This is a genomic window from Kitasatospora sp. NPDC030952 (genome assembly GCF_055571335.1).
Window position 1 is genome coordinate 85,957 of the sequence record NZ_JBVIFM010000011.1, and the last position, 15,510, is coordinate 101,466.

Here is a 15,510-nt window from a genome sequence, read left to right on the forward strand (position 1 = left end):
GTTGAGGTGCCGGGCGCTGCTCGGGGGGTGCACGCGGCCGACGCCGGGTCCGCCCGGGACACCGGGCGGAGTCTTGGGTGCCGTCAGGCTCCGTCGTCCGCCACGGTAAGGTCGGCGTGGATGACCTTGCCCCGGGGCCAGAGTCGGACGCCCCACTTGCCGTTCGTCAGGTGGTGAACCAGGGTCAGGCCCCGGCCGGACTCGGCGGTGGGGCCGGCATCGATCCGCAGGGGCGGCGACGCCGAGCCGTCCGAGACCAGTAGGCGGACGGTGCCAGCTGTGGGGCGGCGTACGGCGACGACCATGTGCGTCTGGCAGCCGGTCCGCACCGCGTTGCCCACCAGCTCGGAGATGATCAGCTCGGCGTCGTCGGCCAGGTCGGGCAGGCCCCACTCGGTGAGTTTGGCACTGACCAGGCGGCGGGCGTCGCGCGCCGATTGCGGGGCGTACGGCAGCCGGATGGTGGCCGGGGCCGGCGGGACGGCGAGTGGGGGCCGTTCAACAGTGGCGGTCATCGCTGGTCCCATGCGGCGCGTGCGGAGGGCGGCCGGATCGGCCTGAGGTCTCCCTCGGGTCGCTGCCGAGCCCGGCCGCGCGGTGGGGGGTGAACGGACCGGCGGCCGAGGACGCGAGCTCGCGTCGGCGCCAGTGGTCGCCGGGGGAGCGGCGCAGCGGTTCCGCGAGGGTGTCGGGGAGGGCGGCGGCGAGGAATGCGCCGCGTTCGCGCAGGGCGGTGGCGAGACGGTCTAAGGCGGCCGCGTGTTGGCTCGGGCCGGCCATGGGGTGGTCGTGGGGCATGTCTCGGGTCCAGGTGACGACGCCCACGACCGTCTGCTCGGATAGGGCGTCGGTCACGGCCTGCCAGCCGGGCCGCTTCGTCAGGGGCTGCGCGGGGGCCCTGTCCACCGCGAGCACGGCCACGGTCCACTGCCGGGCCTCGGCGAAGGTTCGGACGTGGGCGGTGATGATATCGGCGGGGCGTACGTCACCGGCGCAGATGTAGACGACGACGGGCACGCGGCCGACAGGTTGGGGGGTGGCGCTGGTCATGTGAACCACTGTCACCGAACGATCACTTTCAGTGAATACATGGGTCGTGGTAGGCGTCGAAGTTGCCTGCCACCGCCTGCCATGCTCCGTGGTACCCGCGCCCGCGTCGGCGGCCGGGCGCCACGGGGCGTGGCAGCGGCTAACGCCGGCAGCTCGTGGCTGTTACGCCCCGATGTGGTGCTACCTGATCACCAGCGGAACGCCGGCGGCCTGCGCGATGCTTCGGGCCATGGATACCGACACGTCCGCGATTCGGTCCGTGATGACCGCTGGAAGGGCCTGGTGGCGAACCCACGTCGGGGCGATGCAGCACGCCTTCTTCAACTCGGCGGCGGCAGACTGCCATTGCCGGGTCTCGGTTCGGGTCAGTGCGATGTCCAGGTGAAACCTGGCTCGCGTGGACAGTGGCATGTCGGGGTCGAGACGGGTCGTCTCGATCAGCCGCAGCGCGTCGGTAGTGTTGCCGAGCGCCATCGCCACCGACATGGCCTGCGTGGCGGCGTAGGACGGCCCGAACGGCTGGCCCTGATCGCCTCGGGCGTGCTCGCGCCCGATTCGGGCTGCGACGGCGCGAGCCTGGCTCAGGAAGTCTCGGGCGGTGTCAGCGCTCGCCCCGCCTCGGGACGCGGCGACAGCGGCGTTCGTGACCAACTGCCCGTACACGCTGAGCCGGTCCGGGTCGCTGTCGGACATGCGCGGCTCGACCTTCGCGGCAGCCTGCTCGGCGACGCGAACACCCTTGGAGGTATGGCCGTCGCGCAGGCAGATCCATGACAGCGACGCCATCAGGTGGGCGGACCGGAGGTCATCACCGACCTGGTCGGCGACGTTGCGGGCGTGGGTGATCGCGGTGTACCCGAGGTCCCGGGCGCCGAGAATGTTGGCCATGACGGCGGCGGTCTGAAACGCGTCCGTGAGGACACCGCCGGCGGCGTCGCGCCGGTCCGCCCCGGAGGCGTCGAACAGCGCCCGCGCCTCGGGCAACAGGACGGACAGGATCGCGCCGAGCTCCACGTAGCGGCCGCTCCAGAATGCGGCATCGGCTCGCCGCGTGGCGTCCCGCAGGTCCTCCAGGCTGCCGGGCTCCACGTCGGTGCCGATGCCGAGGCCGGTGTCGTGCACAGCAGCCGATACCGCCCGCAGGGCCGCGCGTTCGTCCAACTCCATGCCCCGGCGCGGGGACTGCTGGCCGAGGATCACCGACACGTCCGTGCCGAGGCCGACGGCTACCTTGAGCAGTGACGGCAGTGAGAGGTTTCCACCCTGTTCCAGTTTGCGGATCGTGCCGACGGATACTCCCGACTTCTCCGCCAAGCCTTCCTGCGTCACGTCTCGGCCGCGCAGGATCTTGACGCGCTCTGCCGTGGTGCGCTCTGCCCACAGGGTCATGGCTGACTCCGTCTCAGATTGTGGCTCTCGTGCGACGGTACCCGGTAGGGCGGGGTGCGGCAGAGTAGTTGAGGAGGCCCAGTGTGTGAGCTGACGCGCTGGGCCTCAACTGGACCCTGCACGGTCAGACGCGGGCGCCGATGCCGAGCAGTGATGCCACCCGGGCTGCGGTGCCGGGTTGGCCGTCGGCGAGCACCGTGGTGATGCCGAGCGATTCGGCGGGCGGCAGGTTCACCGGATGGTCGTCGACGAACACGCATGCCTCGCCCGGCAGGCCCATGCGGTCCAGTGCCAGCTGGTAGATCGCCGGGTCCGGCTTGGCGATTCCTTCGCGCTCGGAGACCACCGTGACGTCGAAGAGGTCCCACACGCCGCAGGCCGCGTACGGGTCGTAGGGGTCCAGGCCGAAACTGTTGGACAGCATGGCGACCATGTACCCGGCGGCCCGGGCGGCTTTGGCGAGGGCCACCATGTCGGCCGCGGGCCGGACGCCGGCCCACGCTCGGCCCATCAGGTTCTCGTGGTCGGTCAGTCCGAGGTGCGGAGCGGTCTGCCGGTTCCAGTCCGCTTGGCTGAGGGTGCCGCGTTCAAGGTCCGCGTAGAGCTGCCGGACGACCGGGTGCGTGTTCAGCGTGCGGCGCCAGGCCTCGGGGTCGAGTCCCTGCCCTACGCACCACTCGCGGTGCACGGCGAGAGCATCCATGGTGAGAACGCCGGCGAAGTCGAGGATCAAACCTCGGTATGTGGACGGGGGCGTGCCGGGCACAGTCGTTTGCGCCATGATGAGTTCCCCTTCTCGGTGCGTCGCAGTACGGCGAAGGTACCCGGCTCGGTGGGCGGGTCGTACCGTCCGGCCCCGCCGTGGTACACGGTGGGGCCGGCGTGACTACTTTCCTGCGCCGCGGCATCATCGCCTACTCCTCGGTGGGCTGAGCTCCTCGGTGGGTTGAGCCGGATACCCGAAGGGGCCCGCACGTTCGACGGCGAACGTGCGGGCCCCGGTCGTGCTGTGCGCCGGCCCCTACTTGAGCGTGGGCAGGTAGGAGTAGCAGCCGTAGTAGTCCTTGGTCGACTCGATCATGACGTCACCCGTCCTCGGGCCGACGACACCGTCAGGGTCCAGGCTCGCCCACTTCTGGAGGGCGACGACCGCCCCGTAGGTGTCCGGGCCGAACGCGCCGTCCTCGTCGACCACGTGGTAACCGGTCTGGAAGTGCAGGCTGTTGGATATCTCCTGAACACACTTGACGCTGGCGTACGTGTTGCTCTTGCCGTAGCCGACCCACAGCGAGCCGGAGTTGGGCACGGCCTGGGCCGTACCCGCCACCCCGACCGTGGCCAGGGTGGCGGTCGCGAGCAGGAACGCGCCGCGCCGCTTGATGGAGACGCTGTTCAAGGGGACCCCCGAGTTCGGAACAGAACTGATCGTCAGTTTCCCGAACTATACGGCCGCCCACCGACAGGCCACCGGTGGGCCGGCGGCCGACCGGAGGGGAGGGGTTCAGCGGGTGGCGAGGGCTTCCAGGACGCGGTCGAGGGAGGTGCCGAGGCCCCAGCGGGTGGCGAGGTGCTCGAGGGTCATCGGGTCGAGGGGTTCGTGGGGGAGGGCCGGATCGAAGGCGGGGAGGGGGGCGTCGTCGGCGACGCGGACGACCTTGGGGGCGACGTCCAGGTAGGCGGCGCCCTCGACGATGTTGCGGCGGCGGGCCGGGGTGAGCCCGGAGCCGAGGTCGAGGGCGGCGGCGCGGATGGCGGGGAGGTCGCCGTACTCGTTGATCAGCTGGGCGGCGGTCTTCTCACCGACGCCCTTGACGCCGGGCAGGCCGTCGGACGGGTCGCCGCGCAGGGCCGCCATGTCGGCGTACTGGGCGCCGCGCACGCCGTACTTCTCCAGCAGTAGCGCGTCATCGGTGACCTGGAGGTTGCCCATGCCCTTGACCGGGTAGAGCACGGTGATCTGCCGTGCGTCGTCGACGAGTTGGAAGAGGTCGCGGTCGCCGGTGACGATCTGTACCGGTCCCTTGGCGCGGGCGGTGAGGGTGCCGATGACGTCGTCGGCCTCGTAGCCGGGGGAGCCGATCCGGGCGATGCCGAGGGCGTCCAGCACCTGCTCGATCACGGGGACCTGCGGGGCGAGGGTGTCCGGCACCTCCTCCTCGCCGGCCTCGGCCGCGGCCGGCTCCTCGGCGACCCGGTGGGTCTTGTAGGAGGGGATGAGGTCCACCCGCCACTGGGGGCGCCAGTCGGCGTCCATGCAGGCGACGAGTTCGTCGGGCCGGTGGTCGTGGACCAGCCGGGCGATGAAGTCCAGCAGGCCGCGGACGGCGTTGACCGGCTCACCCTGCGGCGAGCGCAGGGTGTCCGGTACGCCGTAGTAGGCCCGGAAGTACAGGCTGGCGGAGTCGAGGAGCATCAGTCGCGGTGCGGTCACGACTCAGATCATGCCGCACCGTGACGACAACAGCGGGCTCAGTGCTCGTGCGGGCCGGCCCGGTGGACCGGGCCGTGGGCGTCGGCGCAGTGCTCGGCGGGAGACTCGCCGGGGCCGGCGATCTGCAGCAGGGCGCCCGCCTCGTCCTCGCCGACGTGGTCGACCTGGAGGGTGCTGTGGGTGATGCCGTACTCCGTCGAGAGCCGGCGCTGGAGTTCGCGCCGGACGGCGTGGCAGTCGCCGCCGGGGGTGACCAGGATGTGCGCCGACAGGGCGGGCTGGTTGGAGGTGATCTCCCAGATGTGCAGGTCGTGGATCTCCTCGACCAGCGGCTCGGTGACCAGCCGGTCGGCCACCGCGTCCGGGTCGATCCCGGCCGGGGCGGCCTCCAGGAAGATCCGCCCGGAGTCCCGGACCAGGCCGACGCCCGCCTTGAGCATCAGGGCGACCACGATCAGCGAGGCGATCGCGTCGGCGCGGACGAAGCCGGTGGTCAGCACGATCAGGCCGGCCACGGCGGTGGCGATGAACGCGTACAGGTCGGTGAGCACGTGTTGGAAGGCGCCCTCGACGTTCAGCGAGCTGCGGTTGGCCTTCGACATGCACCAGGTGGCGGCCAGGTTGACCACGATGCCGATCAGCGCGGTGATCAGCACCAGCGAGCCGGTGACCTCGGGCGGCGTGATCAGCCGGATGACCGCCTCGTAGCCCAGCCAGGCGGACAGGACGAGCAGGGTGACGCCGTTGGCCTGTGCGGAGAGGATCTCGGCGCGCTTGAGTCCGTAGGTGTAGCCGCCGCGGGCCGGGCGGGCGGAGAGCCGCATGGCGATCAGGGCCAGCACGATCGAGGCGGCGTCGGTGAGCATGTGCGCCGCGTCGGAGATCAGGGCCAGCGACTGGGCGGCGAAGCCGACCACGACCTCGCCGGCCATGAAGACGACGATCAGGGTGAGGGCGCTGACCAACCAGCGGCGGTCGGCGTCGGCGGCGACGCTGTGGGAGTGCCCGCCGTGGCCCCCGTGGCCGTGCGCGTGGCCGCCGTGACCTCCATGGCCGTGGTCCTGCGAGTTCTGGTGGTCATGCGCATGATCATCCTGGGAATGCTCGTGCCCGGCCATCGAAGTCCTCTCTGGACGCACGGGTGGGTGGTGACGGGGTGCGATCGCCCGCACTCGAAGTGAACCGCAGAATCGACAAAGATCCAAAGGCTGAACTGGTGACCGTTGTCGTTGCCGTCCGGAGGTGGTCCGGATGGGTGGCGGGAGGGGTGTCCGGGGCGTGCCGGAAGGCGCCCGGGGGTGTGCCGGAAGGCGCACTCGAGGGTGCTCCGGAAGGCGCTTCGATGCCCCCGGCATAGGCCTTGGTCAATCCGGGTGGGTCTGTCACCCGACCGGGTGAAGCCGGCTTGCGCCGCCTCACGCAGGTCCGCGACGATCATGGCCCGTGAAGATCGCTACCGCGGATTCCCTCCACTGGCTCTCCGAACTCGAATCCACCGCCGATGAGTTGATGAGACGTCACCTGGCGGTGGCGCGCGAGTGGTTCCCGCACCAGTACGTCCCCTGGAGCCTCGGCCGGGACTTCGACGGCCCGCGGGGCGGCGAGCCCTGGCGGCCCGAGCAGTCCGCGCTCCCGCCCGCCGTACGCTCCGCCCTGGTCGTCAACCTGCTGACCGAGGACAACCTGCCGGGCTACCACTGGACCATCGGCGGCCGGACCTCCCGCTGAGCGTTCGCACGGCCGGGCCGGCAGGGGCCGAGCCTCCGCGCGGCCCGGCCGGTAGAAGCCGAGCCGCGGCCCCGGCCGGTACGGCCCGAGACCTCACCACACAGGACACGGACAGGACCCGGATGACCATCACCACGGCCGGCACCACCGCCGCCGACATCGAGTACCACTACGACCTGGGCAACGACTTCTACGCCCTCTGGCTGGACGAGACCCTCGCCTACACCGCCGCCAAGTGGGACGGCATCCCGCGCGACGAACCCGACGCCACCGCCCTGCCGCGCGCCCAGCGGGCCAAGCTCGACCACCACCTGGACCTGGTCGGCGCCCGCCCCGGCGACGCCCTGCGACTGCTCGACATCGGCTGCGGCTGGGGCGCCATGCTGGAGCACGCCGGCCGCGACGACCGCGTCCGCGAGGCCGTCGGACTGACCATCTCGCGCGCCCAGTACGACTTCCTGACCGCCCGCGCCCTGCCCGGCGCCGAACCCCGGCTGGAGAGCTGGGAGGCGCACGCCCCCGAGCGGCCGTACGACGCCATCGTCTCGATGGGCGCCTTCGAGCACTTCGCCACCGCCGGGATGAGCCGGGCCGAGCGGCTCGACGGCTACGCCCGCTACTTCGCCGCCTGCCACCGCTGGCTGCGCCCCAGCGGCCGGATGTCGCTGCAGACCATCGCCTACGACGGCGCCGCCGACGGCACCGGCCCGATCGGCGACTTCGTCGGCGCCGACATCTTCCCGAGCGCCAGGCTGCCCCGGCTGAGCGAGATCGCCGCCGCCTGCGACCCGTACTTCTCGGTGGTCGCCCTCACCGCCTCCGCCGAGGACTACGCCCGCACCCTCGCCTCCTGGTCGGGCCGGCTGCTGCGGGCCCGCGAACAGGCCGAGCGGCTGATCGGCCCCGAGGGGTACCGGCGGTACCGGCGCTACCTGCGGGCCAGCGAAGTGACCTTCCTGCGCGGCGCCGCCACGCTGTACCGGATCGGCTTCCGGCGGCGCGACGAGCCGCTGCGGCTGCCGGTCTGAGGCCGGGGTGACTTCCACCCGGAAGGCCGGAGCGGCCTCCACGTCGTCGGCCGGTGTGGCCTCCACGGCGTCGGCCGGTGCGGCCTCCGCGCCGACGGCCGGCGCGGCTGCCAGCCGGAAGGCGTGGGCGGCCGTAGCGGTGGTCTGCGCCGCGCTGTTCCTGCTCGGCCTGGACTTCACCGTGCTCAACGTGGCCGTCCCCGGGCTGCGCGCCGACCTCGGCCCGAGCCTCGCCGAGACCCAGTGGATCGTGGACGGCTACGCCCTCGCCCTCGGCGGCTGCGTGCTGGCCGGCGGCGCCCTGGGGGACCGGTACGGGCGGCGGCGCGCCTTCCTCGCCGGGCTGGCGCTGTGCGGCGCCGCCTCGGCCGCCGGGGCGCTCGGCACCGGTGCGGCCGGGCTGGTCGCCGCGCGCTGCGGGATGGGCCTCGGCGCGGCCCTGTTCATGCCCGCCACCCTCTCCACCGTGGTGCACGTGCTGCCCGAACCGGCCGCCCGGAAGCGGGCGATCGGGATCTGGGCGGCGGTGGCCGGGGTCGGCGCGGTGTTCGGCCCGGTGGCCGGCGGCCTGCTGGTCGACCGGTACGGCTGGCAGGCGGCGTTCTGGCTCAATGTCCCGGTCATCGCGGCGATCGGCGCGGCGGCCCTGGTCACCGTCCCCGAGTCCCGCGCGCCCGAGGCCCGGCCGCTGGACCGGCCCGGCGCACTGCTGTCCTGCGCCGGGCTGCTCGCCCTGGTGTGGGGCGTGATCGAGGCACCCGGGCGGGGCTGGACCAGCCCCGCGGTGCTCGCCTCCTTCGCTCTCGCCGCGCTGCTGCTGACGGCCTTCGTGCGGCGCCAACTCCGCTGTGCCGCACCGATGGTGCCGGTCCGGCTGCTGCGCGGCGGGCCGGTCTGGCCGGCCACGGTCTCGCTCGCGCTGATGTCCTTCGCGATGTTCGGCGCGCTGTTCCTGCTCACCCTCTACCTCCAGCAGGTGCGCGGCCTGAGCGCCTGGCAGGCCGGGGTGCGGATGGTCCCGCTGTCCCTCGGGCTCGCCGTTGGCGCGCTCCTCGGGCCACTGCTGGCGCGGCCGGCGGGCGCCCGGGTTCCCTCGGCGGGCGGGCTGCTGCTGATCGCCGCCGGATTCGTCCAACTCGGGCGGCTGGCAGCCGACTCGGGGGACGCTCCGGTGCTGCTCTTCGAGGCGCTGTCCGGTCTCGGGGCCGGACTGCTCGCCCCGGTCGCCACCGAGGTGGTGATGAGCGCCGTCCCGGTCGTTGCCGCCGGGGTCGGTTCGGCGCTCAACGACGCGACCCGGCAGGTCGGTTCGACCCTCGGCGTGGCGGTGCTCGGCTCCGTCCTCGCCACCTCGCTCACCGGCTCCGCGCCCGGCGACCCGACCGCCTTCACGGACGGACTGGCGGCAGCGGCCGTCGTCGGCGGCGCGGTCGCGCTGCTCGGCGCCGTCCTGGCCTGGACCCGGCTGCCCGGGCGGTCCGCCGCCGTCGTCATCGACGCCACCAACAGCCCCAGCTGAAAGGAAACTTCACCATGCCCAGCAGCTACGAGACGATCCGCTCCTGCCTGGTCGACGAGTTCGACGTCTCCCCGGCCGTGGTCACCCCCGACGCCACCCTGGCCTCGCTCGCCCTCGACAGCCTGGCGCTGGTCGAACTCTCCCTCGTGGTCGAGGAGAAGATCGGCGTCACCGTCGTCGACATCACCCCTGACCGCACCCTCGGCGAGCTCGCCGCCCACGCGGACGCCACCCTGGCCCGGGAATCGGTCAGTTGAGCCCGCTGAGCGTGCGGCGGCAGCGAGCGGTCGCCGTCACCGGGCTCGGCCTGGTCACCCCGGCCGGCAACGGCGCGGACGCCGTCTGGGAACACTTCCTCGGCGCCGAGCCCACCGCCCGGCGTGATCCCCAACTCGCGGGCCTGAACGTCGACTTCTCCTGCCGGCTCGCCGACTTCGACCCGCCCGCCCGGCTCGGCGGCCGGCTCTCCCGCCGGCTCGACCGGTTCAGCCAGATGGCGGTGGTCGCCGCCCGCCAGGCCGTCGCCGACGCCGGGCTCGTCCCGGCCGACTGGGACGGCACCCGGGTCGGCGTCGTCCTCGGCGTCAGCGCCAACAGCGTCCAGACGTACGAGGTCGAGTACGCCCGGCTCGCCGAGGGCCGGGCCGACCGGGTCTCCCCGCTGATGCTGCCGCGCTCCATCCCCAACATGGCCGCGGGAGAGGTCAGCCTCGACCTCGGCGCCCTCGGCCCCAGCCTGGTCGTCAGCACCGCCTGCGCCTCCGGCACCAGCGCGCTCGCCCTCGGCTGCGACCTGATCCGCTCCGGCAGCTGCGACCTCGTCCTGGCCGGCGGCACCGACAGCCCCCGCACCCCGATGACCTGCGTCGCCTTCGACCGCCTCGGCGCGCTCTCCCGCCGCCGGCACGATCCGGCCGGCGCCTCCCGCCCCTTCGACGCCGACCGGGACGGCTTCGTCCTCGGCGAGGGCGCGGGCGTGCTGCTGCTCGAACACCCCGACCACGCCCGCGCCCGCGGTGCCCGCCCCCGGGCGCACCTCGCCGGTCACGGCGCCGCCGCCGATGCCCACCACTTCACCGCCCCCCACCCCGGCGGCGACGGGCTGGCCCGGGCGGTACGGGCGGCGCTCGCCGACGCCGGGCTGGCGCCCGAGGAGATCGGGCACGTCAACGCGCACGGCACCGGCACCGCGCTCAACGACCCCGCCGAGGCGGCCGCCCTGCGGCAGGTCTTCCACCGGCCGCCGCCGGTCACCGCCAACAAGAGCGTGATCGGCCACACCATGGGCGCCGCCGGAGCCATCGAAGCGGCGCTCACCGTGCTCGCGCTGCAACACCGGCTGGTCCCGCCCACCGCCAACCTCGACCGGCTCGACGACGCCATCGACCTCGACGTGGTCACCAAGGCGCCGCGGCCGGTCGACACCCCCGCCGCCCTGTCCGTCTCCTGCGGCTTCGGCGGGCAGAACGCCGCCGTCGTCCTCACCGCCTGACCCCGGAGAACACCCGTCATGCGCCGCCTCGCCCTCCGGCTCGCCCGGCTCTACCTGCACCTGCTCGCCCACCGGCCGCCCACCGACTGGACCGTCCCGGTCGCCGACGGCCGGTACGGTCCGTCCGCTCCCGGCATCGAGGACTACCCGCTCACCCTGCTGATGCTCGGCGACTCCCTCGCCCAGAGCTTCGGCGCCCACCACCCCGGCCAGACCCTCGGCGCCCTGCTCGCCACCGGCCTCGCCGAGGGCACCGGCCGGCCCGTCGACCTACGGGTGCACGCCCGGGTCGGCGCCACCACGGCCGCCGTCGGCCGCCAACTCGCCCGCGCCGCCCGGCTGCGGCCCGGCATCGCCGTACTGATCGTCGGCGGCAACGACGTCCTGCTGCCCACCCCGCTCGGCCGCGCCGCCCGCCGGCACGCCCACCTCGCCCAGTCCCTCCGCGAAGCCGGCTGGCAACTCGTCGTCGTCCCTTGCCCCAACCCCGGCTACGGGCCCGGCTTCCGCGCCCCGGCCCGCTGGATCGGCCACCACCGCTCCCGCCGCCTCGCCCGCCTCCACACCCGCACCGCCACCCGCACCGGCGCCCACCTCGCCCCCACCTCCGGCCCCGAGTTCCGCGACCGGGCCACCCACCTCCTCGGCCCCGACGGCATCCACCCCTCCCCGCACGGCTATGCCACCCACGCCACCCGCATGCTCCCCACCCTCCTCACCGCCGCCGCCCACCTCCCCCTCCCGCTCCCGGCCCCGGCCGCCCCCTGAGCATCAGCTCCCCGCCCCAACCCCTTCCTCCAGCCCGTCGCCGACGGCATCCCCTTACGTGCATGGGAAGTCAGCCCCGCCGACTTCCCATGCACGAAAGGGCGTTCTGCGCAAAAGGGGTCGGGCCTGCGCTCTCTGCGCAGGCCCGACCCCAGTTCGTTCTGCTCATGGACCTCAGAACGACGGCCCGCGCCCCAGTACATCTGGGGCGCGGGCCGATGGGTGCACTCTGCGCAGGAAGTCGGCGGGGCCGACTTCCTGCGCACAAGCCCCGCCCCTCGACGCAACGAGGGGCGGGCACGGAAAGGGCCTTTCTCGTCCGGTCCGAGCGAGGTCGAGGGAACGGGAGGTCTGTGCTCCTGGTGCCGGACCTCAGCCCAGGGCGACCGCGTCCAGCGAAGCCGCCGTGGCCGCGCGGACGAGGGCCTGCATGAGGCGGAGGTCGGTGCCCTGTTCGGGGTGCCACTGGACGCCGACCATGAAGCCGGGGCCCTCGACCGCCTCCACCGTCCCGTCCGGGGCGAGGGCGCTGACGCGCAGGCCGGTGCCGAGGCGGTCGACGGCCTGGTGGTGGAAGGTCGGCACCTCCAACTCGCTCTCCGGGAGCAGGCCGCCGACCAGGGTGCCCGGCACCGGCCGGACGACATGGGCGCCGTAGCACCCCGGCGAGCCCGCGTGGACGTCCACCTCCACCACGTCCGGGAGGTGTTGGATGAGCGTCCCGCCGCACACCACGTTCAGCACCTGCATCCCCCGGCAGATCCCCAGCACCGGCATGCCGGCCGCCAGGGCGCCGCGCAGCAGGGCGACTTCCCAGGCGTCGCGTTCCGGGGAGTCGACGTCCGTCAACGGGTGGGCGGGCTCCCCGTAGTAGGCCGGGTCGATGTCCGGGCCGCCGGCGATGACGAGGGCGTCGAGCCGGGCGAGCACCTCGGGTGCGCGGTCGGGGGCGTCGGGCGGCAGGAGGACGGCGATGCCGCCGGAGTTCTGCACGTACGCGGTGTACCGCTCCGGCACCAGGGCGACGCGGCGGCCGCGCCAGTCGCTCCAACTCGCGTCCACCAGGTAGGTGCTGACGCCGATGAAAGGCCTGCGATCCATGGCGGGCATTCTCCTCCCGTACCGTCCGGTACCTCGTCAACCACGCGTCCCGGCGCGCCACACGCGCCCGCCCTCTTCCGCGCCGTGAGCCGCAGGCCGTACGGTTCGCTGTGACCGCTCGATCTCGAAGAGTGATCGAAGAGTGATCGAGGAGAAGGGTTCCGGCATGCCCGAGAACGCCATGCCCGAGAACGCCATGCCCGAGAACGCCAGGCCCGAGAACACCAGGCCCGAGAACACCAGGCCCGAGAACACCAGGCCCGAGAACACCAGGCCCGAGAACGCCCCGGCGGGTTCGCGGCCCCGGCCGCCACTGACCCTGGACGAGCTGCGCGTCCTGGTGGACGCGGGCGAGGTGCACACCGTCGCGCTCTCCTTCACCGACATGCAGGGCAGGCTGCAGGGCAAACGGTTCGCCGCCCGCTTCTTCCTCGACGAGGTGGCGGAGCACGGCGCCGAGGCCTGCGACTACCTGCTGGCCGTGGACGTCGACCTGAACACGGTGGACGGCTACGCCTTCTCCTCCTGGGCCACCGGCTACGGCGACTTCGCGATGTGCCCCGACCTCGCCACCCTGCGGCTCACCCCCTGGCAGCCCGGCACCGCCCAGGTCACCGCCGACCTGGCCCGGCACGGCGGCCACCCGGTGGACGCGGCCCCGCGCCAGTTGCTGCGCCGCCAGATCGCCCGGCTCGCCGAGTACGGGCTGACCGCGGACATCGGCACCGAGCTGGAGTTCCTGGTCTTCCGCGACACCTACGAGCAGGCCTGGCTGGGCGGTTACCGCGGGCTGACCCCGGCGAACCTCTACAACGTGGACTACTCGATGCTGGGCACCGCCCGGGTCGAGCCGCTGCTCTCCCGGATCCGCAACGAGATGGCGGGCGCCGGGCTGACCGTGGAGTCCGCCAAGGGCGAGTGCAACCTGGGCCAGCACGAGATCGCGTTCCGCTACGCGGACGCCCTCACCACCTGCGACCAGCACAGCGTCTACAAGACCGGCGCCAAGGAGATCGCCGCCCAACAGGGCTGCGCGCTCACCTTCATGGCCAAGTACGACGAGCGCGAGGGCAACAGCTGCCACATCCACCTGTCGCTGCGCGACGCGGTCGGCGCGCCCGCCTTCGCCGACCGGGACGGCCGGATGACCGACACCATGCGGCACTTCCTGGCCGGGCAGCTCGTCGCGCTGCGCGAGTTCAGCGTGCTGTACGCGCCGAACATCAACTCCTACAAGCGCTACCGCCCGGGCTCCTTCGCCCCGACGGCCGTCGCCTGGGGCCGGGACAACCGCACCTGCGCCTACCGGGTGGTGGGCCACGGCCCGGGGCTGCGGATGGAGAACCGGGTGCCCGGCGGGGACGTCAACCCGTACCTCGCGGTGGCCGGGATGATCGCGGCCGGCCTGCACGGGATCCAGCGCAAGCTGGACCTGCCGACGCCCTGTCTGGGCAACGCCTACGCGGTGGAGGAGTACGCCCGGGTGCCCGGATCGCTGCGCGAGGCGGCCGGGTTGTGGGCGGAGAGCGAACTGGCCCGGACGGCCTTCGGGGACGACGTGGTCGAGCACTACCTGAACATGGCCCGGGTCGAGCAGGCCGCCTACGACGGCGCCGTCACCGACTGGGAGCGCTACCGATCCTTCGAACGGATGTGAGCCGTGACCGAGCCCAGTACGAGCACCGTCCGCAACCCCGCCACCGGCGAGCTGCTCGCCACCGTCCCGGACACCACCGCCGAGCAGTTGGACGCGGCGGTCCAGCGGGCGCTGAAGGCCCAGTCGGGCTGGGCGGCGCTGGCGCCCGCCGACCCGGAGGTCCCGGCGGTCACCGAGGAGATCTTCGGCCCGGTCGCCGCCGTCCTGCCGTTCACCGACGAGACCGACGCGCTGCGCCTGGCCCGGGGCGTGCGGGCGGGCAGCCTGTCCGTCAACTCGCACTCCTCGGTGCGCTACTGGACGCCGTTCGGCGGCTTCGGCGAGTCGGGGGTGGGCCGCGAGCTGGGGCCGGACGCGCTGCGCCACTTCACCGAGACCAAGAACGTCTTCATCCACAGCGAGGAGTGACAGTCCATGACCGAGCAGGACGCCACCGTCTGCCGCCGGCTGGTCGGCCGTACCGCCGTGGTCACCGGCGCGGGCAGCGGGATCGGCCTGGCCGCCGCCCGCCGGCTCGCCTCCGAGGGCGCCGAGGTGGTCTGCGCGGACCTGGACGAGCGGACCGGGCGGGCGGCCGCCAAGGAGGTCGGCGGGCTGTTCGTGCACACCGACGTCACCGACCCGTACATGGTCGAGGCGCTGTTCGACGAGGCGTACGAGACCTACGGCAGCGTGGACGTCGCCTTCAACAACGCCGGCATCTCGCCGCCGGAGGACGACTCCATCCTGACCACCGGGCTGGACGCCTGGCGCAAGGTCCAGGAGGTCAACCTGACCTCGGTCTACCTGTGCTGCAAGGCCGCGCTGCCGTACATGCGCCGGCACGGGCGCGGCTCGATCATCAACACCGCCAGCTTCGTGGCCCGGATGGGCGCCGCCACCTCGCAGATCTCGTACACCGCCTCCAAGGGCGGGGTGCTGGCGATGTCCCGGGAGCTGGGCGTGCAGTTCGCCCGGGAGGGGATCCGGGTGAACGCGCTGTCGCCCGGGCCGGTGGACACCCCGCTGCTGCGCGAGCTGTTCGCCGCGGACCCGGAGCGGGCGGCCCGCCGGCTGGTGCACATCCCGCTCGGCCGGTTCGCCCGGGCCGAGGAGATCGCCGCCGCGGTGGCCTTCCTGGCCAGTGACGACTCCTCGTTCATCACCGCGAGCGAGTTCCTGGTGGACGGCGGCATCTCCGGGGCGTACGTCACCCCGCTGTAGGGCCCGGGGCCCGGTCCGTGGGGTCCGGAGCACCGGTCCGTGGGGCCCGGAGCCCGGTCCGCCGGGGCTTCTCACCGTAATCTCATCGAAAACCTCCGGAATTCCCGGCTGCGCTGATTTCGCGTTTATCCGGCTACCTTTAGA

At 73.1% G+C, this 15,510-nt stretch carries 17 protein-coding genes; 9 read left to right on the forward strand and 8 right to left on the reverse strand.

All coding sequences use genetic code 11. From position 1 onward, the window contains the following. Nucleotides 1-83: 83 nt before the first annotated feature. The 7 genes from ACZ47G_RS20440 to ACZ47G_RS20470 form a co-directional block, all read right to left on the reverse strand. Nucleotides 84-515: an ATP-binding protein gene (locus ACZ47G_RS20440; RefSeq protein ID WP_465744549.1), complete on the reverse strand. Its 432-nt coding sequence runs from the start codon at nt 513-515 to the stop codon at nt 84-86. Next, nucleotides 499-1,050: a hypothetical protein gene (locus ACZ47G_RS20445; RefSeq protein WP_465744551.1), complete on the reverse strand. Its 552-nt coding sequence runs from the start codon at nt 1,048-1,050 to the stop codon at nt 499-501. The genes ACZ47G_RS20440 and ACZ47G_RS20445 overlap by 17 nt, the downstream gene beginning before the upstream one ends. 180 nt (nt 1,051-1,230) lie before the next feature. Continuing rightward, entirely contained in the window at nt 1,231-2,439 is a 1,209-nt protein-coding gene (locus ACZ47G_RS20450) for a helix-turn-helix domain-containing protein (protein WP_465744553.1), read from the reverse strand. Between the two features lie 124 nt (nt 2,440-2,563). Beyond that, nucleotides 2,564-3,220 carry an HAD-IA family hydrolase gene (locus ACZ47G_RS20455; protein WP_465744555.1) on the reverse strand — a complete coding sequence of 219 codons (657 nt, stop codon included), beginning with the start codon at nt 3,218-3,220 and terminating at the stop codon, nt 2,564-2,566. Between the two features lie 240 nt (nt 3,221-3,460). Then, the gene (locus ACZ47G_RS20460) at nt 3,461-3,835 is read right to left on the reverse strand and encodes a peptidoglycan-binding domain-containing protein (RefSeq protein WP_465744557.1); all 375 of its coding nucleotides are present in this window, start codon (nt 3,833-3,835) and stop codon (nt 3,461-3,463) included. 105 nt (nt 3,836-3,940) lie between these two features. Further along, on the reverse strand, nt 3,941-4,852 hold the full coding sequence (locus tag ACZ47G_RS20465) for a 5'-3' exonuclease (RefSeq protein ID WP_465744829.1): 912 nt from the start codon (nt 4,850-4,852) through the stop codon (nt 3,941-3,943). A 56-nt stretch (nt 4,853-4,908) separates the two neighbouring features. Then, nucleotides 4,909-5,988, reverse strand: coding sequence for a cation diffusion facilitator family transporter (locus tag ACZ47G_RS20470; protein WP_465744559.1), 1,080 nt, complete (start codon nt 5,986-5,988; stop codon nt 4,909-4,911). Nucleotides 5,989-6,313: 325 nt separating this feature from the next. On the opposite strand from ACZ47G_RS20470, the gene ACZ47G_RS20475 reads away from it, so the two are divergent. The 6 genes from ACZ47G_RS20475 to ACZ47G_RS20500 all read left to right on the forward strand — a co-directional run bounded on the left by ACZ47G_RS20475 (nt 6,314) and on the right by ACZ47G_RS20500 (nt 11,405). Next, a complete protein-coding gene (locus tag ACZ47G_RS20475) occupies nt 6,314-6,598 on the forward strand; it encodes an acyl-ACP desaturase (protein ID WP_465744561.1) in 285 nt (94 codons plus the stop codon). Nucleotides 6,599-6,720: 122 nt separating this feature from the next. Continuing rightward, nucleotides 6,721-7,626 (forward strand): class I SAM-dependent methyltransferase, encoded by a 906-nt coding sequence (locus ACZ47G_RS20480; protein WP_465744563.1) that lies wholly within the window; start codon nt 6,721-6,723, stop codon nt 7,624-7,626. Nucleotides 7,627-7,633: 7 nt separating this feature from the next. Continuing rightward, on the forward strand, nt 7,634-9,145 hold the full coding sequence (locus ACZ47G_RS20485; RefSeq protein ID WP_465744565.1) for an MFS transporter: 1,512 nt from the start codon (nt 7,634-7,636) through the stop codon (nt 9,143-9,145). A gap of 14 nt (nt 9,146-9,159) precedes the next feature. Next, nucleotides 9,160-9,402 (forward strand): acyl carrier protein, encoded by a 243-nt coding sequence (locus ACZ47G_RS20490; protein ID WP_465744567.1) that lies wholly within the window; start codon nt 9,160-9,162, stop codon nt 9,400-9,402. Beyond that, a complete protein-coding gene (locus tag ACZ47G_RS20495) occupies nt 9,399-10,637 on the forward strand; it encodes a beta-ketoacyl-[acyl-carrier-protein] synthase family protein (RefSeq protein WP_465744569.1) in 1,239 nt (412 codons plus the stop codon). The genes ACZ47G_RS20490 and ACZ47G_RS20495 overlap by 4 nt, the downstream gene beginning before the upstream one ends. Nucleotides 10,638-10,655: 18 nt before the next feature. Next, complete coding sequence (locus ACZ47G_RS20500; protein ID WP_465744571.1) at nt 10,656-11,405, forward strand: SGNH/GDSL hydrolase family protein; 750 nt, start codon at nt 10,656-10,658, stop codon at nt 11,403-11,405. A gap of 372 nt (nt 11,406-11,777) precedes the next feature. On the opposite strand, the gene ACZ47G_RS20505 is transcribed toward ACZ47G_RS20500, so the two are convergent. Continuing rightward, complete coding sequence (locus tag ACZ47G_RS20505; RefSeq protein WP_465744573.1) at nt 11,778-12,506, reverse strand: gamma-glutamyl-gamma-aminobutyrate hydrolase family protein; 729 nt, start codon at nt 12,504-12,506, stop codon at nt 11,778-11,780. Between the two features lie 166 nt (nt 12,507-12,672). Here ACZ47G_RS20505 and ACZ47G_RS20510 point away from each other — a divergent pair, with 166 nt between their 5' ends. From ACZ47G_RS20510 to ACZ47G_RS20520, 3 genes are read left to right on the forward strand one after another with little or no spacing between them, the layout of a single operon-like run. Continuing rightward, nucleotides 12,673-14,163, forward strand: a complete 1,491-nt coding sequence (locus tag ACZ47G_RS20510; RefSeq protein ID WP_465744575.1) for a glutamine synthetase family protein — start codon at nt 12,673-12,675, stop codon at nt 14,161-14,163. 3 nt (nt 14,164-14,166) lie between these two features. Next, complete coding sequence (locus ACZ47G_RS20515) at nt 14,167-14,571, forward strand: aldehyde dehydrogenase family protein (protein ID WP_465744577.1); 405 nt, start codon at nt 14,167-14,169, stop codon at nt 14,569-14,571. Between the two features lie 6 nt (nt 14,572-14,577). Beyond that, entirely contained in the window at nt 14,578-15,366 is a 789-nt protein-coding gene (locus ACZ47G_RS20520; protein ID WP_465744579.1) for a 3-oxoacyl-ACP reductase, read from the forward strand. The last annotated feature ends 144 nt before the right edge of the window (nt 15,367-15,510 follow it).

Bases quoted from the DNA above. Each gene is read 5' to 3' on its own strand.
- ACZ47G_RS20520 (WP_465744579.1), top strand. From the start codon at position 14,578: ATGACCGAGCAGGACGCCACCGTCTGCCGCCGGCTGGTCGGCCGTACC.
- ACZ47G_RS20455 (WP_465744555.1), bottom strand. From the start codon at position 3,220: ATGGCGCAAACGACTGTGCCCGGCACGCCCCCGTCCACATACCGAGGT.
- ACZ47G_RS20440 (WP_465744549.1), bottom strand. From the start codon at position 515: ATGACCGCCACTGTTGAACGGCCCCCACTCGCCGTCCCGCCGGCCCCG.
- ACZ47G_RS20465 (WP_465744829.1), bottom strand. From the start codon at position 4,852: ATGCTCCTCGACTCCGCCAGCCTGTACTTCCGGGCCTACTACGGCGTA.
- ACZ47G_RS20500 (WP_465744571.1), top strand. From the start codon at position 10,656: ATGCGCCGCCTCGCCCTCCGGCTCGCCCGGCTCTACCTGCACCTGCTC.
- ACZ47G_RS20510 (WP_465744575.1), top strand. From the start codon at position 12,673: ATGCCCGAGAACGCCATGCCCGAGAACGCCATGCCCGAGAACGCCAGG.
- ACZ47G_RS20470 (WP_465744559.1), bottom strand. From the start codon at position 5,988: ATGGCCGGGCACGAGCATTCCCAGGATGATCATGCGCATGACCACCAG.
- ACZ47G_RS20505 (WP_465744573.1), bottom strand. From the start codon at position 12,506: ATGGATCGCAGGCCTTTCATCGGCGTCAGCACCTACCTGGTGGACGCG.
- ACZ47G_RS20490 (WP_465744567.1), top strand. From the start codon at position 9,160: ATGCCCAGCAGCTACGAGACGATCCGCTCCTGCCTGGTCGACGAGTTC.
- ACZ47G_RS20450 (WP_465744553.1), bottom strand. From the start codon at position 2,439: ATGACCCTGTGGGCAGAGCGCACCACGGCAGAGCGCGTCAAGATCCTG.
- ACZ47G_RS20480 (WP_465744563.1), top strand. From the start codon at position 6,721: ATGACCATCACCACGGCCGGCACCACCGCCGCCGACATCGAGTACCAC.
- ACZ47G_RS20445 (WP_465744551.1), bottom strand. From the start codon at position 1,050: ATGACCAGCGCCACCCCCCAACCTGTCGGCCGCGTGCCCGTCGTCGTC.